This window comes from Kribbella sp. CWNU-51 (assembly GCF_054073265.1).
The window spans coordinates 112,692-131,249 of record NZ_JBSXMZ010000016.1 but is presented as its reverse complement, the minus strand read 5'-3'; the positions used below and the strand labels follow the sequence as shown (position 1 = coordinate 131,249).

Annotated in this window: 20 protein-coding genes; 8 read left to right on the top strand and 12 right to left on the bottom strand. The window is 68.3% G+C overall.

Annotated elements, in window-relative coordinates; all coding sequences use genetic code 11:
* Nucleotides 1-28 precede the first annotated feature (28 nt).
* Together mctP and ACXC9Q_RS20640 are read right to left on the bottom strand one after the other, a co-directional pair.
* Nucleotides 29-1,684 carry a monocarboxylate uptake permease MctP gene (gene mctP, locus ACXC9Q_RS20645; RefSeq protein WP_457058235.1) on the bottom strand — a complete coding sequence of 552 codons (1,656 nt, stop codon included), beginning with the start codon at nucleotides 1,682-1,684 and terminating at the stop codon, nucleotides 29-31.
* Nucleotides 1,681-1,968, bottom strand: a complete 288-nt coding sequence (locus ACXC9Q_RS20640) for a DUF3311 domain-containing protein (RefSeq protein ID WP_457058234.1) — start codon at nucleotides 1,966-1,968, stop codon at nucleotides 1,681-1,683. Before ACXC9Q_RS20640 ends, mctP begins: the two co-directional genes overlap by 4 nt.
* Nucleotides 1,969-2,053: 85 nt before the next feature.
* Here ACXC9Q_RS20640 and ACXC9Q_RS20635 point away from each other — a divergent pair, with 85 nt between their 5' ends.
* Nucleotides 2,054-3,031, top strand: a complete 978-nt coding sequence (locus tag ACXC9Q_RS20635) for an endonuclease/exonuclease/phosphatase family protein (protein ID WP_457058233.1) — start codon at nucleotides 2,054-2,056, stop codon at nucleotides 3,029-3,031.
* On the opposite strand, the gene ACXC9Q_RS20630 is transcribed toward ACXC9Q_RS20635, so the two are convergent.
* Complete coding sequence (locus ACXC9Q_RS20630; RefSeq protein WP_457058232.1) at nucleotides 3,015-3,923, bottom strand: DUF2785 domain-containing protein; 909 nt, start codon at nucleotides 3,921-3,923, stop codon at nucleotides 3,015-3,017. The two genes, ACXC9Q_RS20635 and ACXC9Q_RS20630, sit on opposite strands and share 17 nt — an antisense overlap.
* A gap of 104 nt (nucleotides 3,924-4,027) precedes the next feature.
* Between ACXC9Q_RS20630 and ACXC9Q_RS20625 the strand changes: the two genes are divergently transcribed.
* A complete protein-coding gene (locus ACXC9Q_RS20625; RefSeq protein WP_457058231.1) occupies nucleotides 4,028-5,506 on the top strand; it encodes a sensor histidine kinase in 1,479 nt (492 codons plus the stop codon).
* Nucleotides 5,507-5,558: 52 nt separating this feature from the next.
* Here ACXC9Q_RS20625 and ACXC9Q_RS20620 read toward each other — a convergent pair whose 3' ends face one another.
* A complete protein-coding gene (locus ACXC9Q_RS20620) occupies nucleotides 5,559-5,810 on the bottom strand; it encodes a WhiB family transcriptional regulator (RefSeq protein WP_012922773.1) in 252 nt (83 codons plus the stop codon).
* A 568-nt stretch (nucleotides 5,811-6,378) separates the two neighbouring features.
* Between ACXC9Q_RS20620 and ACXC9Q_RS20615 the strand changes: the two genes are divergently transcribed.
* A complete protein-coding gene (locus tag ACXC9Q_RS20615; RefSeq protein ID WP_457058230.1) occupies nucleotides 6,379-6,657 on the top strand; it encodes a hypothetical protein in 279 nt (92 codons plus the stop codon).
* A gap of 4 nt (nucleotides 6,658-6,661) precedes the next feature.
* Here the strand turns inward: ACXC9Q_RS20615 and ACXC9Q_RS20610 are convergent, their stop codons facing one another.
* The 6 genes from ACXC9Q_RS20610 to ACXC9Q_RS20585 form a co-directional block, all read right to left on the bottom strand.
* Nucleotides 6,662-7,456, bottom strand: coding sequence for an RNA polymerase sigma factor SigF (locus ACXC9Q_RS20610; protein ID WP_328518799.1), 795 nt, complete (start codon nucleotides 7,454-7,456; stop codon nucleotides 6,662-6,664).
* Nucleotides 7,453-7,845, bottom strand: a complete 393-nt coding sequence (locus ACXC9Q_RS20605; protein ID WP_457058229.1) for an ATP-binding protein — start codon at nucleotides 7,843-7,845, stop codon at nucleotides 7,453-7,455. The genes ACXC9Q_RS20610 and ACXC9Q_RS20605 overlap by 4 nt, the downstream gene beginning before the upstream one ends.
* 123 nt (nucleotides 7,846-7,968) lie before the next feature.
* Nucleotides 7,969-8,787: an amino acid ABC transporter ATP-binding protein gene (locus tag ACXC9Q_RS20600; RefSeq protein ID WP_457058228.1), complete on the bottom strand. Its 819-nt coding sequence runs from the start codon at nucleotides 8,785-8,787 to the stop codon at nucleotides 7,969-7,971.
* Nucleotides 8,787-9,749 (bottom strand): amino acid ABC transporter permease, encoded by a 963-nt coding sequence (locus ACXC9Q_RS20595; protein ID WP_457058227.1) that lies wholly within the window; start codon nucleotides 9,747-9,749, stop codon nucleotides 8,787-8,789. Before ACXC9Q_RS20595 ends, ACXC9Q_RS20600 begins: the two co-directional genes overlap by 1 nt.
* Nucleotides 9,750-9,756: 7 nt before the next feature.
* Nucleotides 9,757-10,659, bottom strand: coding sequence for an ABC transporter substrate-binding protein (locus ACXC9Q_RS20590; RefSeq protein ID WP_457058226.1), 903 nt, complete (start codon nucleotides 10,657-10,659; stop codon nucleotides 9,757-9,759).
* A 166-nt stretch (nucleotides 10,660-10,825) separates the two neighbouring features.
* Nucleotides 10,826-11,965, bottom strand: coding sequence for a transporter substrate-binding domain-containing protein (locus ACXC9Q_RS20585; protein ID WP_457058295.1), 1,140 nt, complete (start codon nucleotides 11,963-11,965; stop codon nucleotides 10,826-10,828).
* A gap of 193 nt (nucleotides 11,966-12,158) precedes the next feature.
* On the opposite strand from ACXC9Q_RS20585, the gene ACXC9Q_RS20580 reads away from it, so the two are divergent.
* A complete protein-coding gene (locus ACXC9Q_RS20580) occupies nucleotides 12,159-13,355 on the top strand; it encodes an NAD(P)-dependent malic enzyme (RefSeq protein ID WP_457058225.1) in 1,197 nt (398 codons plus the stop codon).
* Between the two features lie 25 nt (nucleotides 13,356-13,380).
* Here ACXC9Q_RS20580 and ACXC9Q_RS20575 read toward each other — a convergent pair whose 3' ends face one another.
* On the bottom strand, nucleotides 13,381-14,730 hold the full coding sequence (locus ACXC9Q_RS20575) for a hypothetical protein (RefSeq protein ID WP_457058224.1): 1,350 nt from the start codon (nucleotides 14,728-14,730) through the stop codon (nucleotides 13,381-13,383).
* A gap of 138 nt (nucleotides 14,731-14,868) precedes the next feature.
* Between ACXC9Q_RS20575 and ACXC9Q_RS20570 the strand changes: the two genes are divergently transcribed.
* From ACXC9Q_RS20570 to ACXC9Q_RS20560, 3 genes are all read left to right on the top strand, one after another.
* Nucleotides 14,869-15,837: a zinc-binding dehydrogenase gene (locus tag ACXC9Q_RS20570; RefSeq protein ID WP_457058223.1), complete on the top strand. Its 969-nt coding sequence runs from the start codon at nucleotides 14,869-14,871 to the stop codon at nucleotides 15,835-15,837.
* Nucleotides 15,838-16,347, top strand: a complete 510-nt coding sequence (locus tag ACXC9Q_RS20565) for an N-acetyltransferase family protein (RefSeq protein WP_457058222.1) — start codon at nucleotides 15,838-15,840, stop codon at nucleotides 16,345-16,347.
* 154 nt (nucleotides 16,348-16,501) lie between these two features.
* Nucleotides 16,502-16,807 (top strand): WhiB family transcriptional regulator, encoded by a 306-nt coding sequence (locus tag ACXC9Q_RS20560; RefSeq protein WP_457058221.1) that lies wholly within the window; start codon nucleotides 16,502-16,504, stop codon nucleotides 16,805-16,807.
* On the opposite strand, the gene ACXC9Q_RS20555 is transcribed toward ACXC9Q_RS20560, so the two are convergent.
* Nucleotides 16,808-18,043 carry a sodium:proton exchanger gene (locus ACXC9Q_RS20555; RefSeq protein ID WP_457058220.1) on the bottom strand — a complete coding sequence of 412 codons (1,236 nt, stop codon included), beginning with the start codon at nucleotides 18,041-18,043 and terminating at the stop codon, nucleotides 16,808-16,810. It abuts the gene before it with no gap.
* 114 nt (nucleotides 18,044-18,157) lie between these two features.
* Between ACXC9Q_RS20555 and ACXC9Q_RS20550 the strand changes: the two genes are divergently transcribed.
* Nucleotides 18,158-18,511 (top strand): ArsR/SmtB family transcription factor, encoded by a 354-nt coding sequence (locus ACXC9Q_RS20550; protein ID WP_457058219.1) that lies wholly within the window; start codon nucleotides 18,158-18,160, stop codon nucleotides 18,509-18,511.
* The last annotated feature ends 47 nt before the right edge of the window (nucleotides 18,512-18,558 follow it).

Genomic DNA, 18,558 nt, shown 5'->3' with positions numbered 1-18,558 from the left:
ACACCGGAAGGGTCGCCGCCACCAGCGATTACGACTTGGCTGTCGCCGCGCCGCCCTCGTCCAGGATCTCCGGCAGGTCCTGCACTCGCGGGTCGCCCTTGTCCGCGACGTAGTCCGTGTGGTGCGTGCTGTCGACGCCGTCCGGCAGCTTGAGCGCCCGGAACACCACCGTCAGCACGATCACCACGATCAGGTTGATCACGAAGGCGGTCAGCGCGATGTAGGCCTGCGTGTGGGTGAACGGGATGTTCGCCAGCGAACCACCGAAGTGCTTCTTCGTCGCCGGGTTGATCACGTTGCGGGCCTCGATCGTCCCAAACACCATCGCTACCGCCCAGCCGGCCAGCAGCGCCCAGCGGTGGAACCACCGGGTGTACAGGCCGACCACGATGGCCGGGAAGGTCTGCAGGATCCAGATCCCGCCGAGCAGCTGCAGGTTCAGCGCGATCGTCTTGTCCATCCCGAGCACGAACACCAGCGCGCCCACCTTCACCAGCAGCGAAGCGAGCTTGGAGACCTTCGCCTCCTGGGCCGGCGTCGCGGACGGCTTGATGAAGTCGCGGTAGATGTTGCGGGTGAACAGGTTCGCCGCCGCGATCGACATGATCGCCGCCGGTACCAGCGCGCCGACCGTGATCGCCGCGAACGCGATCCCGGCGAACCAGGACGGGAACTCCTGGTCGAACAGCCGCGGGATCGCCAGCTGCGGGTTCGTCAGGCCGTCCAGGCCCTTCGTGTTCACGTTCGCCTTGATCGCCATGAAGCCGAGCAGCGCGAGCAGGCCGAGCAGCAGCGAGTACGCCGGCAGGATCGCGGCGTTCCGCCGGACGATGTTGCGGTTCTTCGTGGACAGCACCGCGGTCACCGAGTGCGGGTACATGAACAGCGCCATCGCCGAACCCAGCGCCAGCGTCCAGTACGCCGAGAAGCCCGCCTCACCGGGGATGAACGCGCCGACCGGCTTGCCGGTGACCGGGCTGGTCGCGGTCAGCTTCTTCTCCGCGGCGCCGAAGATCGCGTCCCACCCGCCGAGCACGTGCGGCAGATAGAAGATCGCCACCGCGATCACCAGGTAGATCAGGCCGTCCTTGACGAAAGCGATCATCGCCGGCGCCCGCAGACCCGAGGAGTAGGTGTACGCCGCCAGCACCGCGAACGCGATCAGCAACGGCAGGTCCTTGGCCAGCGTGTTGGTGCCGCCAAGCCCCATCGTCTCGAACACGGCCTGCATACCGACCAGCTGCAGGGCGATATAGGGCATCGTGGCGAGGATCCCAGTGACCGCCACCGCCAGCGACAGCGCCTTGCTGCCGTACCGGCCGCCGACGAAGTCCGCCGGGGTCACGTAGCCGTTGCGGTGCGACACCGACCACAGCCGGGACATGAAGATGAAGATGATCGGGTAGACCACGATCGTGTACGGCACCGCGAAGAACCCGCTGATCGCGCCGGTCGCGTACATCGCGGCCGGTACAGCGATGAACGTGTACGCCGTGTAGAGGTCGCCACCGAGCAGGAACCAGGTGATGAAGGTCCCGAACCCGCGGCCGCCCAGACCCCACTCGTCCAGGCTCTCGAGCCGCCCCTCGCTGCGCCAGCGCGCGGCGATGAAGCCCATCACGGTGACGGCGCCGAAGATCACCACGACGATGATCAGCTGGACCCAGTCGACACTCGTGTTCACCGGCCCGCCTCCTTCGCGGTACCGGCGTCCGGACGCTCAGGGTCACCAAGCCCCTGAGCGGCCCGCCGCTTGCGCTCCTCGACGCTCACCAGGCGGTAGCAGATGCTCACCAGGATCGCGGACAGGAAGACCCACATGAGCTGGTACCAGTAGAAGAACGGGAAGCCCCACAGCCTGGGCTTGTCCTTGGCGTAGGTCGATACCAGGAGCGGTACGACGATCGCGATCGCCAGCAGAACGCCGGAGATCCAGTACGCGGGTTTGACCGCGGACAATCGGGACACTGCAAACCTCCTCGGGACACACAGCAGGCGCAACGGAGCACGCTACCGTTCGTCCGCATGACCGACTAGATCTTCAGGGTGCTGCATGGATAACGAAAAGGCATGGTTCGTCCGGCGGGTCGTGCTGTCCGTGTTGTTCCTGCTGGTCGTTGCCGTGCCGCTGTATCCGGAGCTGTTCGGGCTGGACGAAGTCACGCCGTTCGCCCAGCTCGTCGCCTTCCGGCCACAGGGGCTTGCCGTGGCGCTGGTGCTGGCCCTGGTGATGCTCGTACGGCGGGGCTGGCGCGTCGCGGCAGCCCTCGTCGCCGTACTGGCCCTGACCGGGGCCGCGTTGACCGCGCCGCGGCAGTTCTCGGACGCACGACCCGCACCGGCCGGGTCCCGGGTGCTGACGATCATGGTGGCCAACGTGCTCGGCGGCGGGGCGGACGCGGGCGCCGTCGCCGAGGTCGTCCGGGAGCGGAGGCCCGATCTGGTTTCGTTGCCCGAGGCACAGGTCGACGTCCGTGAGGAGATCCGCGCGCAGCTGCAAGACCTGCAGTACAAGGGATACACGGCACAGCCGAGCAAAGCGGTGGAGAGTGCGACGAGTGTGCTGGTCTCGCCGGCGCTCGGTGCGGTGGCCTTCCGGGCCGAGCCGGGGACGGCCTTCGGCCACATCATCGTGACCGGCGGCAATCTCGGGGAGATCCGGCTGATCGCCTACCACGGGTTCCCGCCGCTGCCGGACGCGGTGACGACCTGGAAGCAGGACCTCCAGGTGCTCCGGCGCTGGTGCTCGGAGGATCCGCCGACGATCGTGGCCGGCGACTTCAACGCGACGCTCGATCATGCGGAGTTCCGGCACGCGCTGGGCGGCAACTGCCGGAGTGTTGCGCCGGCGGTGGGCGGTGGGCTGGTGGGGACCTGGCCGGCGGATCAACCGGCGATCGTGCGGACCCAGATCGACCACGTGGTGGTGACCCGGCAATTCCAGCCGGGGCGGTTCACGACGTACGCGATCCCCGGCACCGATCACCGTGCGGTCGTCGCGACCGTCGCCGTACCTATGAACTCGGGTTAGTCGCGGGACGGTAGATGTAGGGCTGCGAGGCCTGGACCGATTCGGTCAGCATCAGGAGCAGGTCGGCGCGGGCCTCGATCGGCCGGCCGAAGAGCTCGTCGTCGCCGGGGATCGGGAAGCCCTTCACACCGATCGCGAGCTGGCTCAGCAGCACGTGCAGCACGCCGCGGGCGTTGAACACGGACGGTGTCGGCCACTCCGGCAGGGTCTCGTGCATCAACGGCTGCTGCGCCGCGGTCGCCGCGATCGGCTTCAGCCAGCGCTCGAGCTCGTCGCTGGTCAGCATGTTCCGGTGCAGGATCGTCATCACCGCATGTGCGACGCGGTCGTGCTCCTCGTGCACCCAGCGGTACTGCGTGTCCTTGACGATCCGGTCCGCGAGGACGTCGAGCAGCGCGCGCAGGACGCCGGCATCACAGTGCCGGGAGCGGGCCAGCGCACCGATCGCATCGGCGCCGTGGGCAACGGCATGCGCCCAGCCGCAGTCCGGCACGAAACCGCGCAGGTCGCGCTCCCGCAGCAGCCAGGTGGCCAGCCGATCGCCCCACCGCATCACCACCTCGTCGTGCACCAGGAACTCGGCGTTGTCGCGGTGGATCACCTCCGCGAGCGTCAGCGCGGTGAACGAGCGGCGGAACACCGTGTCGGTGCCGTCCTCACCCAGCCCGTAGTTCAGGCCGGCGCACAGACCGTCCCCGAACCCGGGCAGGAGATCGTCGTACACCCCGCGCTCCAGCCAGGTCGCCAGCGTCGGGTAGGCCAGCGCGTCGCGGACCTGCGGGTTGGTGCTGGCGAGGCCGCGGACGAGCTCCTCGGTGAGGTCGGTCAGCGCACGGTCGCCCGGTACCGCGTAGTCCGCGGCCATCACGTCCTGCCAGTACGTCGACTCCACCCGAGCATCCTTTCATCCGGCCCTGATCAATCAACACCTACCTGCACCTACTTGTCGAGCCGACCACCGCAGGTACTGGTATAAGCCATCGGTAGCATCGAACCGTGCCGTCTCTGACCGACGTGGCCCGTAACCACACGACCCTGGACCAGGCCGACCTGGATCGCCTGCAGCTGCTCGTCTCCGACTGGCAGATGCTGGCCGACCTGTCGTTCGCCGATCTGGTGCTCTGGCTGCCCGACACCGAGGGGCTCGGGTTCTGGGCCGGGGCGCAGATGCGGCCCACCACCGGGCCCACGGCGTACCTGGACGACATCGTCGGCAGCTTCATCCCGCGCGGCCGCCGGCACCTGCTCGACCAGGCGTACGACGGCGGCCGGATCTGTCGCGAGGGCGACCCGGAGTGGCGCGACGACGTCCCCGTCCGCGTCGAGACGATCCCGGTACGCCGCGGCACGCGCGTGATCGCGGTGATCGCGCGCAACACCAACCTGCTCGGCGTCCGGACGCCGTCGCGGCTGGAGATCGCCTACCTGCAGAGCGCGACCGACCTGGCCCGGATGATCACCGACGGCATCTTCCCGTACGGCGGCGAGCGGCTGCTGTCCACCACTCCACGCGTGGGCGACGGGTGCATCCGGGTCGATCGGCACGGAATGGTGACGTTCGCCAGCCCGAACGCGTTGTCGGCGTACCGGCGGATGGGACTCGTCACCGACCTGGTCGGGAGCAGGCTGAAGGACGTCACCGGTGAGCTGCTGCACAGCGGGCACAAGGTGGACGACGTGCTGGCCTCGGTGCTGACCGGGCGGGCGGCCAAGGAGATCGAGATCGAGAACTCCGACGCCACGCTGTTCCTGCGCGCGATCCCGCTGCGCGCGGACGGTCAGCACGTGGGAGCGCTGATCCTGCTCCGGGACGTGACGGAACTGCGGAGCCGGGAGCGGGAGCTGGTCACCAAGGAGGCGACCATCCGGGAGATTCATCATCGCGTCAAGAACAACTTGCAGACCGTCGCCGCGTTACTCCGGATGCAGGGACGGCGGATCACCGTGCCGGAAGGCCAGGCCGCGCTGGCCGAGGCGGTCCGGCGGGTCGGGTCGATCGCGATCGTGCACGAGACGCTGTCGGAGTCCTTCGACGAGCACGTGGACTTCGACGACGTCGCGGACCGGATCGCGCTGATGGTGGCCGATGTGTCGACCGTCAACACCTCCGTCGAGACCAAGCGGAGTGGGAGCTTCGGCGTTCTGGACTCCGAGATCGCGACCCCGCTGGCGATGGTGCTCACGGAGCTCATGCAGAACTCGGTGGAGCATGCGTTCGGAACGCGCGAGGGCGGTGCGGCGAGCGGCACGATCGAGCTGGCCGCGGACCGCTCGGTCGGCCGGCTGCACGTCACCGTGGTAGACGACGGCCAAGGCCTGCCGGCGAACTTCGATTCGGAGCTGTCCGGGAACCTCGGCCTGTCCATCGTCCGTACGCTCGTCATCGGCGAACTGGACGGCACCCTGCAGTTCGGGCCCCGCCACGACGGCAAAGCCGGCACCCAGGTCACCCTGGACCTGCCGGTCAAGGAGTAGCCGGAAAGCGAAAGGCCCCGCGGGCTGATCCGCGGGGCCTCGGAGAATGTGGTCAGGCGGTGCGGATGCGGGCCCGCGCGTTACGGCGCTTCAGGGCGCGGCGCTCGTCCTCGCTCAGGCCACCCCAGACACCGTGGTCCTGGCCGGCTTCCAGCGCCCAGGCGAGGCACTGCTCACGCACGTCGCAGCGACGGCACACCTGCTTGGCCTCCTCGATCTGCATGATCGCGGGCCCGGTGTTGCCGATGGGGAAGAACAGTTCCGGGTCCTCGTCGAGGCATACGGCCCGGTGGCGCCAATCCATGGCGGATCCCATCTCTCTCAGTAGTAGTCGTAGCCTGTCGGGTAGGTCTGTGCCCGATCAGCGGTGCTGTACTCGTGATTCGTCTCGCACGGGAAGTTCGTGCGCGAAGCGTGTTGTGAACGTTTTCACGAACGAGACCATGTTCCCAATCTCAGCTGGGTGAAACAAGGGTTCTGGAGTTGTCGATCAGATCACAACACTTCCTTAACACTCCGAACCGGCGCACAGCGGTTCTCCCCATCCGAATATCGGACAGAGGGTTCCGGCTGCGATCACCCGTTCACTGCAGGTAACCGTTCCAACCACCTTTTGGTTACGCACAACCTCAAATCCCTTGTGGGGCCAGGGTTCCGCGACCGGTCGGGCTCGCGGAAAGAGCAGGTGGTCGTCCCGTGCGCCCGAACTGCATCCCGGCAGGGGGCACTAAGCTGGCGAAGTGCCGACCGACTCCCCAGCTGCCGCCGTACCGAGACCGCTCAAAGTAGCCGCGGCCGTGGTCGCTGCGGAAGGGCTTGTGCTCATCGTTTTGGGAATTGCCGAAGCATTTACCCTCGATCGATCCCGTTTGGTGCTCGGTCTGACCACCGCCGCGTTCTTCGTCGCGTACGGCGCCGGCCTCGGACTCGTCGCCCGTGGGCTGTTCCGGGCGTCGACCTGGAGCCGGGGTCCGACCGTGTTCGCCCAGCTGATCCAGCTCCTGGTCGCCTACAGCTTCTGGGGTGGAGCCACCAAGGCCGTCTCGATCGCGCTCGCGGTCGCGTCCGTCGGCGTCCTGATCTGCCTCTTCCAGAAGGTCTCCACCGAGGCTCTGGCCGACAACCCGACCAAGGACCACCCGGTCCTCTAGGCGGCTACTCCTTCAGCAGCCCGGTCCGCAGCTCGGTCAGCGTTCGGGCCAGCAGCCGGGAGACGTGCATCTGCGAGATCCCGATCTCCTCGGCGATCTGGGACTGTGTCATGCCGCGGAAGAAGCGCAGCGTCAGGATCCGCTTCTCCCGGGTGTCCAGCTGGGCCAGCAGCGGCTTCAGGGACTCCCGGTACTCCACGCTCTCCAACGCTTCGTCCTCGCCGCCGAGTCCGTCCAGGACCGTGGTCGCGTCTGCCTCGTTCTGATCCGGGGCGTCCAGGGACAACGTATTGTAGGCGTTGGCGGACTCGAGCCCCTCGATCACCAGATCCGGTGAGAGTCCCAGTCGGTCGGACAACTCGGCCACCGTCGGCGCCCGGCCCAGCTCCTGGGTCAGCTCGGCCGTCGCCGCGGTCAGCGACAACCGCAGCTCCTGCAGCCGCCGCGGCACCCGGATCGCCCAGCCCTTGTCCCGGAAGTACCGCTTGATCTCACCCAGGATCGTCGGCGTCGCATACGTCGAGAACTCGACGCCACGATCGGAGTCGAAGCGATCGATCGCTTTGATCAAACCGATGGTGGCCACCTGGACGAGGTCGTCGTACGGCTCGCCGCGGTTGCGGAAGCGGCGGGCCAGGTGCTCGACCAGCGGCATGTGCAGCGCGACCAGGCCGTCCCGGGCCGCCGTGTGCCGCGGATCGCCCGCGCCGGTGGCAGCCATCACCGAGAACAGTGCAGCCGTCCGGGTACGCAGATCTGGGGTTTCCTGGGGCTCGCCCAGGGTTCGGTCGTCGGTCACGCCTTCTCCGTGGCGGTGGCGGTTGCCGTCACGGTGATGGTGAGCCGGCCCTCGATGGTTTCGGCGGCCGCCGACTCGACCAGCGCGGTCAGCACGGTCCAGCCGAACGAGCTGGTGTCCGGCCGCCAGCCGTTCGGGACGACGGCGCTCGTGCGCACGGTCAGCTGTGGCGGCTCGATCTCGAACACGCACTCCAGCACGCCGTCCGAGGCCTGCGGCAGCAACAGCGCGCAGGCCTCGTCGACGGCGATCCGCAGGTCGTCGATCGCGTCCAGGGTGAAGTCGTTGCGAGCAGCCAGGTTCCCGACCACCGACCGCGGTACGGCGATGTAGGCGCTGTCCGCCGGGATGCTCAGGCGGACCTCGGCGGAACGTCCGGTGCTGCTCACACTGCCTCCCTCGAGTCGGGCGGCCGATTGGACCACCACGTCGTACATCCTTCCACCCTGCCGGCTTGATATGCACAGCGAGAGGGCCGGTCCTGTCGCCAGGACCGGCCCTCTCGCGGGGCATCACGGCTGTTCGTGCTCCGAGCGCAGCCGGGTGAGGAAGGTCTTGGTCCGAGAGTGCTGGGGATTGCCGATCACATCCTTCGGCGGACCAGCCTCGACCACCACGCCGGCGTCCATGAACACGACGGTGTCGGCAACCTCGCGGGCGAACGACATCTCGTGCGTCACGACGATCATGGTCATGCCGTCGAGGGCCAGCTCGCGCATCACCGCGAGCACCTCGCCGACCAGTTCCGGGTCGAGCGCCGAGGTCGGCTCGTCGAACAGCATCAGCTTCGGCTGCATCGCCAGCGCACGGGCGATCGCGACCCGCTGTTGCTGGCCGCCGGACAGCTGCGCCGGGTAGGCGTTGCAGCGATCCGCGAGACCGACCCGGTCGAGCAGCTTCATCGCGCGTTCCCGGGCGCTCTTCTTCGACTCGCCCCGGACCTGGGTCGGCGCCTCGATGATGTTCTGCAGCGCGGTCTTGTGCGGGAACAGGTTGAACCGCTGGAAGACCATCCCGATCTCGCGTCGCTGGGCCGCGATCTGCTTGTTCTTCAGGCGATACAGCCGCCCGCCGCGGTCGTCGTACCCCATCAGGTCGCCGTCCACCCAGATCCGGCCGCCGTCGATCGTCTCGAGCTGGTTGATGCAGCGCAGGAACGTCGTCTTGCCCGATCCCGACGGGCCGAGCAGGCAGACCACCTGACCGCGATCGACGTCGAGGTCGATGCCCTTCAGCACCTCGACGTGGTGGAAGGCCTTGGTCACGTTCACCGCGTGCACGAGCGGTTGGGTCAGGGACCCGACCGGCTCAGCGGCCGCTGCGGCGGTCATCACACACCTCCCGCGCCGGCCGGGCGAGTGGCCCGCGGCGCCTTGTTCCCGAAGCCCCGGCCGAAGTGCCGCTCGAGGAAGTACTGCCCGACCATGAGCACACTCGTCGCGGCCAGGTAGTACAGCGTCGCCGCGACGGCGATCGGGAACGTCTTGTAGTAGGTGCTCCCGATCGACTGCAGCTGGTAGAACAACTCGCCGAGGACCGGAACCGCCAGCAGCAGCGAGGTGTCCTTCAGCATCGCGATCGTCTCGTTCCCGGTCGGCGGCACGATCACCCGCATCGCCTGGGGGAGCACGACGCGCCGCATCACCTTGCCACTGCCCATCCCGAGCGCCTCGGCCGCCTCGGCCTGTCCCTTGTCGACGCTGAGGATGCCGGCCCGGGCGATCTCGGCCATGTACGCCGCCTCCGACAGCCCGAGCCCGATCACACCGGCGACCAGACCGGTGAAGATCTCGTTCGCGTCCAGGGTGTAGAACCGCCAGTCGCCGGACAGTCCCAGCCACTCGATGATCTTCCAGTCGAAGGGCACCCCGAAGGAGACACCCTGCTGGAACAGGATGCCCAGCGTGCCCATCGTGAACAGCAGGATGTAGCGCGGGATGCTCCGGAAGAACCAGGTGAACACCCAGGCCACGCCGGCCAGGATCGGGTTGTCGGACAGCCGCATCACCGCCAGGATGACGCCGCCCACCACGCCGACGATCATCGACAGCACAGTGACCAGCAGGGTGCCCTTGATGAAGCCGTTGATCACCGGCTGCTGGCTCATCGCCTGGAAGACGAAGCTCCAGTCGAACGCCTTGTTGGTCACCAGCAGGTGCACCAGCATCGCGAACAGGACGGCGATGACCGCGATCGCGACCCAGCGGCCGGGATGCCGGACCGGTACGGCGTCGATCCGGCCCGGCCGGTCGGCATCCGACGCGGCCGGGCGGGCTTCGGTGTCAGTTGTCATGCTGAACTCACGGGTTCACGGCGAAGTCGGTGATCGCACCCGAGTCGTTGTTCCACTTGGCCAGCGTGGACTTGTACGAACCGTCGGCGTTCATCGCCTTCAGCGCCTCGACGATCGCCTGCGCGAACGCGGTCTGCGCCTTCGGGACCACGTAGCCGTACGGCGCGGCGTCGTAGATGTCGCCGAGCTTTTCGAGCTGACCGTTGGTCTGGCTGATCGCGTACAGCACGACGGGGGAGTCGGCCAGCATCGCGTCGGCCTTGCCGCCGACCAGGTCCGCGGTCGCCTGGTCCTGCTTCTCCCGGACGACGAGCTTGATCTCCGGCTTGCCGGCGGCCTTGCACTTGGCCTGCCGCTTCGGGATGTCGTCCTCGAGTTGCGTCGTACCCTTCTGGACCGCGACGGTCTTGCCGCACGCATCGTCGGGGTTGACGCCCTTCGGGTTGCCCTTCGCGGTCGCCCACAGCGTGCCGGCGTTGAAGTAGCTCACCATGTTGACCTGCGCCTTGCGCTTGTCGTTGATCGTGAACGACGAGACGCCGACGTCGTACTTGCCGCCCTGGACACCGGTGATGATGGTGTCGAACCCGGCCGGCTGCCAGTCGACCGTGACGCCGAACTTCTGCGCCACCGCGTTGAACAGGTCGACGTCCATGCCGACGACGGTCTTGCCGCCCTGCAGGAACTCGTTCGGCGGGTAGCTGGCGTCGACGCCGACGACGATCTTGCCGGCACTCTTGACCTTCGGCGGCAGGGACCCGCTCAGGTCCGGGCCGCCACTGGAGGGTGCACTCGACGGGGCGCTGGTCGGCGCACTGGTCGAACCGCCTTCGAGCGAGTTCGAACCGCAGCCGGCCGCGGCCAGAACCAGGACGCCGGACAACACGAGCGTCCTACGCAGGACAGACATCTAGCCCTCCAAACCTGGGCACCGGCAGGCCCGGCGCCATGTGTCCGCATCTTGACACAGCCGCAAGCGTGGGACGCACGGACCAACCCGGAATGGAGACCGATTCGTAGTCGTCGCGTGCGGCCCGTCGACCACCCGGGCACGCAGCGTGACGACGTACGGCGTCTCAGCTCGGCTCGACGTGGGTCGGGTCCAGGACCCGGCGAAGGAAGGTGCGGGTGCGCTCCTCCCGCGGATTGCCGATCACGTCGGCGGGTGGGCCCTGCTCGACGATCACGCCGCCGTCCATGAAGACGACGCGATCGGCAGCCTCGCGGGCGAAGGCCATCTCGTGGGTGACGACGAGCATGGTCATCCCGTCGAGGGCCAGTTTGCGCATCACGGTCAGTACGTCGCCGACGAGTTCCGGGTCCAGGGCCGAGGTCGGTTCGTCGAAGAGCATCAGCGCCGGGTCCATCGACAGCGCACGGGCGATCGCGACCCGTTGCTGCTGGCCGCCGGACAGCTGGTCCGGATACGCCTGCACCTTCTCGGTCAGGCCGACCCGCTCCAGGTTGGCGCGGGCGATCCGGTCCGCGTCGGCCTGGCTGCGCTTCAGCACGGTCCGCTGGGCGACCGTGCAGTTGCCCAGCACGGACAGATGCGGGATCTCGTTGTACTTGCCGTCCGACTTCGCAGCGGTCAGCAGGCCGTTGAACTTCTCCACCGGCTTCGGTCCGCTGCCGTCCTTGAGTGCGGCGAAGCCGTACTGCTCACCGGTGTTGAACTCGGCCACTACCGCCATGTCCGAGTTGTCCTTGACGAAGTCGTAGAGCACGCCGTTGTCGTTGATCGCGGCGTCGACCCGGCCGGACTTGACGTTGTTCTTCTGCAGGGCCAGGTCGTTGAACGGGATCACCGTGTAGCCGTTGGCCTGCGCGTTCTCGTCGGCGTACTTCTTGCCGGTGGTGTCGGCCTGGGCACCGACCTTCTTGCCGCGCAGGTCGGCCAGGGTCTTGAGGCCGGAGTCCTTCTTCGCCATCAGCACCTGGGTGGCGTCCATGTACGGCGCGGTGATGCTGATCGCGGCCTGCCGCTCGGGCGTGATCGTCATCGCGCCCATGCCCATGTCGCACTTCTTCGCCTTGAACGCGGCGCCGGACGTCACCTGCGACCACTCGATGTTGACCACGTCCTGCTCGACGCCGAGGTCCTTGGCGACCAGGTCGAGCAGGTCCACGTCGAAGCCGACGACCTTGGTGCCGTCCTTGTACTGGAACGGCTTGTACGGCAGGTGGGTGCAGATGGTCAGATTGCCGGACTTCACCAGGGTGATCCCGGCCGCGGCGAATCCTGACACAACAGAGAGTCCGCGATCGGCCACGGACCGGGAGCGAGACGGGATCGTCACCCCGTGTGGGACCCCTCACAGCAGACCAGTTACCCCTGTGGTTTACTCGTACGCACGGGCGATCCCCTGCTGTCGAACACTTCCTCCCAAGTTTTCCGAAAGGGCTCTGATGGTCGCCCAGCCATTTTCACCTGAGGTTCCCGACCCGTTCGCGGGTGACGCCGTCTTCGAACTGCACCGCGGTGGGAAGATCGAGGTGACGTCCTCGGTCCACGTCCGCGACGCCGACGACCTGTCCAAGGCCTATACTCCGGGCGTCGCCCGGGTCTGCACCGCGATCGCCGAGGACCCGTCCCTGGTACGCCGCTACACCTGGAAGTCCAACGTGGTCGCGGTCGTCACCGACGGCACGGCCGTCCTCGGTCTCGGCGACATCGGGCCGGCCGCGTCGCTGCCGGTGATGGAGGGCAAGGCCCTGCTGTTCAAGGAGTTCGGCGGCGTCGACTCGGTGCCGATCGCGCTGGACTGCACCGACGTGGACGAGTTCGTCGAGACCGTCGCCCGGATGGCGCCGACGTTCGGCGGCATCAACCTGGAGGACATCTCCGCACCTCGCTGCTTCGAGATCGAGCGGCGGCTGAAGGAGCGGCTGGACATCCCGGTCTTCCACGACGACCAGCACGGCACGGCCGTCGTCGTACTCGCGGCCTTGCGCAATGCGCTCCGGGTGACCGGGAAGTCGATCAGCGACATCCGCGTGGTCATCTCCGGCGCCGGTGCGGCCGGGGTGGCGTGTGCCCGGATCCTTCTGCAGGCAGGGGTTGGCGACCTGGCCGTCGTCGACAGCAAGGGCGTGCTGCACGAGGATCGCGCCGACCTGAACCCGGTGAAGCTCTCGCTGGCCCGCGACACCAACACCGGCGGGCTGTCCGGCCGGCTGGTCGATGCGCTGGAAGGTGCGGACCTCTTCCTCGGAGTGTCCGGTGGGACGGTGCCCGAGGAAGCGATCGCGCGGATGGCCAACGGGGCGATGATCTTCGCGCTGGCGAACCCGAACCCCGAGGTGCACCCGGACATCGCGCACCGGCACGCCGCCGTGGTCGCGACCGGCCGCTCGGACTTCCCGAACCAGATCAACAACGTCCTGGCGTTCCCCGGCATCTTCCGCGGTGCCTTCGACGCCAACGCGTCCCGCATCACCGAAGGCATGAAACTCGCCGCGGCCGACGCGCTCGCGAACCTGATCGCGGAAGCCGACCTGCGCCCCGACTACATCATCCCGTCGCCTTTCGACGAGCGCGTCGCCCCCGCGGTCGCGGCCGCGGTCGCCACCGCCGCCCACACCGACGGCGTCGCCCGCGCCTGAGCCTCCGGCTGCCACGACCCTGAGCTCAGCCGCGGACGACCATGCGCTCCCACCACTGCGCGGCGCGGTTCAGCATGTCCAGGTCGTGGCCGCCGGACTCGACGTACCCGGTCATCGCCAGCCGGGAGTAGACCGCTGACATCGCGCCGCGGCCGGAGCCGTCGTACCAGCCGTCTCGGCGGACCTCGTCGGCACCGGTGCCGGGGAAGGTGGTCTGCTCCAGGCCGAGCCAGGGGAAGCTCGCGGGAACCGGGAGCTGGGTCGCCTCGATGAATTGGTGCGTGTAACGGATCTTCGCGTCGAGTCCGAGCCAGAACTGTCCCGGCGCCAGCACGGCACGCGGTGGAGTGCCACGCCAGTACGACGCCAGCCAGGCCGCCGAATGCGGCACCTTGACCCGGTTGTCCCGGACGGCCTTCAACGCCGTACCCAGCTGGGCGATTGCGTTCGGGGACCAGCCGTAGGTGATCAGGTACGGCTGCTCACCGGTCTCCTCGCCGGTTTGGTACGTCGCGCCGTCCAGCGGGAACCCGGCCGGGGCGCCGGCATAGATGAGGTCGGGATCGATCTGTGTGGTGCCGAGCAGATGCCGGGTACCGGACGCGGAGGCGTTGTTGTATGCGGTTGTGTGGAACCGGCCGTACCCGGTGGCGAGTGCGCGGACCGCGGCGTACTGGTCGAGGGACAGCATCGACGGCGCCCAGTGTTCGACGTCCCAGCTGCCCATAGTGCCGTCGTCGCCGGCGATGAAGTGTGGAAAGGCGCCGACGTACCGGTCGTTGCGGAAACTCGAGACCGCCTCTTGGCGTGTGTACTGCAGTGCCGCCAGCCGATCCAGCATCTCCCTGGCCGCGGTGTCGGCGGCCCGGATCCGGGCCGGGTCACCGGAGCGCTGCTCCAACTGGTCTGCGTACTTGACCAGGACATCGGCCCGCCCGCTCAAGGTGCGGATGTCGCCGGTGAGCAGGACGTCGTCAGGATGGGCGGCGAACAGATCGAGGAGCGCGGACAGATAGGTCTCGAGATTGGTGCGCAGCCGCGGATCGCCTTGCAGGTAGGGGCTGCGCAGCATCTGCAGGGCGATGTCGGTGTTCATGTGACTTGGCCGCACCCGCAGGATGTAGCCGAGCAGTTCGTCGGCGGACCGGCGCTGCTGCTGGTCACCGGTCACGTCATAGATCGCCGCCAGTGCGGCGAACGCGTGCGTCGCGCCCTCGAGGCCGGGGCTGGTGGCAACGCCGTCGGCGGTGATCTGGAGATAGGCGCCGGTGACCTGCGCGTTCGTCGTGGCCGGCGCGGGAGCGGCCGGGGCGGGTACGGCTGGTCCGGTCAGCAGGGCGGCGGTCACGCCGGCGGTCACCAGGGCACGGAGCATCGGTCCTCCTCGGGAATTACGGCCAGGCCCGTTATTCCTGCAGATCGAACCACATCGCCGGTCCGTTGACCAGGGGGTATGTGCGAGTGGTGAATTCGGTAACTGACGCTGTCCGCCGACCGGTCTAGGGTGGGTCGCATGCTTGCTGCTTATGCCGCCAAGTTCGACGCCGACGACCCGATCGCCGCTCTGGAGGTCGGGGAGCGCCCCGATCCGATGGTGCCCGAGGGCTGGGTGACGATCGATGTGCGGGCGACTGCACTCAACCACCACGACCTCTGGTCGCTCAAGGGGGTCGGGCTGGCCGAGCAGAGCCTGCCGATGATCCTCGGCTGCGACGCGGCCGGGGTCGACCCGGACGGCAACGAGGTCGTCGTGCACGCGGTGATCTCGGACCCGGCGTGGAAGGGTGACGAGACGCTCGACCCGAAGCGGTCGCTGCTGAGTGAGCGCTACCAGGGCACCCTTGCGGAGAAGGTCGCCGTACCAGCGCGGAACGTCGTACCGAAGCCGGCCGGGCTGAGCTTCGAGCAGGCCGCGTGTCTGCCGACCGCGTGGCTGACGGCGTACCGGATGCTGTTCACGCAGTCGGGGCTCAAGCCGGGCGACACCGTCCTGGTGCAGGGCGCGGGTGGTGGTGTAGCGACCGCGTTGATCACGTTGGCGCGGGCCGCGGGGATGCGGGTGTGGGCGACCAGCCGGGACGAGGGGAAGCGGGCCAAGGCGCTGGAGATCGGCGCACACGACGCGTTCGAGTCCGGGGCGCGGATGCCGGAGCGGGTCGACGCGGTGATGGAGACGGTCGGCCAGGCGACCTGGTCGCACTCGCTCAAGTCGCTCAAGCAGGGCGGCACCCTGGTGATCTCCGGCGCGACCAGCGGCCAGGCGCCGAAGTCGGCCGAGCTGAACCGGATCTTCTTCCTGCAGTTGCGGGTCCAGGGCTCGACGATGGGCACCCGGACCGAGCTGGCCGAGCTCATGCAGTTCATGGCGACTGCCGGCATCTCGCCGCACATCGACTCGATGCTCCCGCTCGCCGACGCCCGCAAGGGCTTCGCGAAGCTGAACGAGGGCGACGTCTTCGGCAAGATCGTCTTTACTGTCTGAGTGCAACCAGAGATCAGGCCGGCCAGGGTCGAGGACGCTGAAGCCGGCGCATGGTGTCATCTGCAGTGCTGGCTGGAGGCGTATGCCGATCTCGTCGATCCCGCCAAGCTGGCCGAGCGGACCGCCGACATCGACACCCGGATCGAGCGCTGGACGACCGCCGCGAAGGAAGGCCGGCCGTGGTGGGTCGCGCTGAACCCGGACCCCGAGGCGCCGGTGCGGGAGCAGGTGGTCGGATTCATCGCGATCCGGCCGACCCGGGATGACGACGCGCCGGTCCCGATCGAGGTGCAGGCGATCTACACCCGGAAGGCCTGGTGGAGCACGGGGCTCGGCAGCCGGTTGATGGAGGTTGCCATTGGCAACGGGCCGGCCAGCCTGTGGGTGCTGGAGGGGAACGAGCGGGCCCAGGCGTTCTACCGCCGCAAGGGTTTCGTCGCGGACGGGACGGTCGCCGACGAGCCGTTCTTCGACGTCGCCGAGCTCCGGATGGTCCGCCGGGGAGCCTAGTGTCACTGGCACAGCTGTGACACAGGCGCCGTACGACGTTTCATGGCTGAAACATGGGCGTCGCACCGGGGCAACGAGGCTGGCTCAGTCTGGTCCTACCGCGAGAAACCCCCGCGGTTTCGATCCGCCCGATCGATGAGGAGCAGGAGTGCCCATGAGGCCGACCTTGACGGTGATCGCCGACCCCGCCGACCGTTGGATGACCCGGGCCGCCTGCGTCGGCCAGGCGCCGGCGTACGACGAGACCGCCAGCCAGTGGGAGCAGCGCAAGGCCCAGGCGGTCTGCCTGACGTCGTGCCCGGTGCTGGAGGAATGCCGTGAGTGGGCCCGCCGGACCAAGTTCACCGGCACCGCGGCCGGCGAGAAGTTCCTCTACGGCCGCCGTCGCGGCCGCCCGGGCCCGCAGGAGCGCCGCCGTGCCAACCCGATGGTCGAGGTCGCAGAGCAGCAGGCCAGCTGATCAGGCGTTGAGGAGCTCGTCGGCGCGGTCCGTGTCGGCGAGCTTTTCTGTCCGCCGGAACGGCGACGTCAGCGTGGCGACGACGTACTGCCGGTTGTGGACGACCGCGACGATCGCCAGCACCAGGTAGATCGCACTCAGCACATACCGCCCGGTCTGCCCCGGTACGGCGAACTGGACCGCGAACAGACCGAGCAGCGTCCAGGCTGCCCACCGCGGGAAGCGAAGACTCAGCAGTACGGCGAGCCCGAGCAGCGTCTGCGTGGCCGTCAGCAGGAACTCCTCGACCTGCCGTCCGTCCAGGTGCAGCGCGATCGGTCCACCGCCGGCGCCGTACGCGATCGGGAGGCTGCCGATCAGCAGGGTCCACTGGTTCACCTTGGCCGAGATCAGCAGGCCCAGCGCGGCCGCGCCCTTGCCCCGCCAGGCGAACAGCAGGGCGACGATGAACTCCGGCGCCTCCGAGGCCAGCGGAGCCAGCCACTGGACCAGCAGGAACTGGTCGATCCCGAGCGCCCGGCCACCCTCGACCAGCGAGTCCGCGAACGGCTCCGCCGACGCCAGGATCACGGCCGCCGATGCGAGGAACATCCCGATCACCGTGATCCGCCGCTGCACCGTCGGCAGGCCGCCGATCGTCGCCGCCGGTCCGATCAGGTCGGGCTCGTCGTCGTGCTCGGAGATCGCCGCGCGGTACAGGTAGTAGGCGAAGAACGCGAGCAGCAGGATGCCGAGCACCAGGTGGATCTCGCCGGTCACCGGGATGATGAATGCGACCAGGCCGGCGATCGCGAGGAAGCCGAGCTCCCGGCGGTAGCTGGACTCGAGCACGAGCGCCTTGACCGTCTGCCCACTGCGCCGGGAGGCGACATACAGGCTGACCAGGACGACGCTGGACCAGCCGAGGCCCAGGAGCAGCCGGTTCGAGCCGGTCATGTTGGCCGCGGCGAACTGCACATAGTCCGGGTTCGAGCCGGCGGTGTGCGCGAAGTAGAGATCCACGGCGTACTCCGGGAGTACGGCGATGACCGCCAGCAGCGCGATCGCCAGACCGCCCGAGATGTCCACCTCTGCGGCCTCCGCCGCCCAGGCCAGCACGAACGACGCGGCGACGACGGCGAGGCCGAAGACGAGGATCGACGCGAGCGCCGGCAGGTGGGTGCCGGTCAGCCGGAGGGCGACCGCCGGGATCGCCACCACGAGCAGCAGGAGCACAGGGCGGAGGGCTCGGAACATGGTTCCAGCCTGCCACCGTTTTGATACTTTCGCAATTGCGAAAGTGTGAGACCGTGCACACCACGGCTCGGCGGACTGCCGTCCGGCCGGTCCAGCGGTCACAATGACTGCGCGATGACCAGACCCCTTGAACCGACGAAGGCACAGCTGGATTCCGCCGCCGGCACCTTCGCGATGCTCTCCGCGCCGGTGCGGCTGCACCTGGTGTCACTGGCGGCCCAGGGCGAGTACGACGTCGGCACGCTGGCGGAGCGGGTCGGCGTGAGTATCGCCACCGCCAGCCAGCATCTCGGCAAGCTCCGGCTGGCCGGCATCATCACCGCCCGCCGCGAAGGCCGCCGGCACATCTACACCGTCGACGACCCCCACGTGCTGAACCTGGTCGACCAGATCTTCGAGCACATCGCCCCCGACGGCACGCTGGCCCCCGACCCACCCCGTCGCACCAGACCCCCACACACCGACTAGGTGTTGCTCGGCCGGTTGTTGTCCAGGCGGTGGGGTAATAAATGTGC

What these genes read in the sequence shown, in the direction of transcription:
- ACXC9Q_RS20635 (WP_457058233.1), top strand. Translation starts at nt 2,054, where the DNA reads ATGGATAACGAAAAGGCATGGTTCGTCCGGCGGGTCGTGCTGTCCGTG.
- ACXC9Q_RS20620 (WP_012922773.1), bottom strand. Translation starts at nt 5,810, where the DNA reads ATGGATTGGCGCCACCGGGCCGTATGCCTCGACGAGGACCCGGAACTG.
- ACXC9Q_RS20600 (WP_457058228.1), bottom strand. Translation starts at nt 8,787, where the DNA reads ATGACCGCCGCAGCGGCCGCTGAGCCGGTCGGGTCCCTGACCCAACCG.
- ACXC9Q_RS20595 (WP_457058227.1), bottom strand. Translation starts at nt 9,749, where the DNA reads ATGACAACTGACACCGAAGCCCGCCCGGCCGCGTCGGATGCCGACCGG.
- ACXC9Q_RS20590 (WP_457058226.1), bottom strand. Translation starts at nt 10,659, where the DNA reads ATGTCTGTCCTGCGTAGGACGCTCGTGTTGTCCGGCGTCCTGGTTCTG.
- ACXC9Q_RS20580 (WP_457058225.1), top strand. Translation starts at nt 12,159, where the DNA reads ATGGTCGCCCAGCCATTTTCACCTGAGGTTCCCGACCCGTTCGCGGGT.
- ACXC9Q_RS20575 (WP_457058224.1), bottom strand. Translation starts at nt 14,730, where the DNA reads ATGCTCCGTGCCCTGGTGACCGCCGGCGTGACCGCCGCCCTGCTGACC.
- ACXC9Q_RS20570 (WP_457058223.1), top strand. Translation starts at nt 14,869, where the DNA reads ATGCTTGCTGCTTATGCCGCCAAGTTCGACGCCGACGACCCGATCGCC.
- ACXC9Q_RS20560 (WP_457058221.1), top strand. Translation starts at nt 16,502, where the DNA reads ATGAGGCCGACCTTGACGGTGATCGCCGACCCCGCCGACCGTTGGATG.
- ACXC9Q_RS20555 (WP_457058220.1), bottom strand. Translation starts at nt 18,043, where the DNA reads ATGTTCCGAGCCCTCCGCCCTGTGCTCCTGCTGCTCGTGGTGGCGATC.
- ACXC9Q_RS20550 (WP_457058219.1), top strand. Translation starts at nt 18,158, where the DNA reads ATGACCAGACCCCTTGAACCGACGAAGGCACAGCTGGATTCCGCCGCC.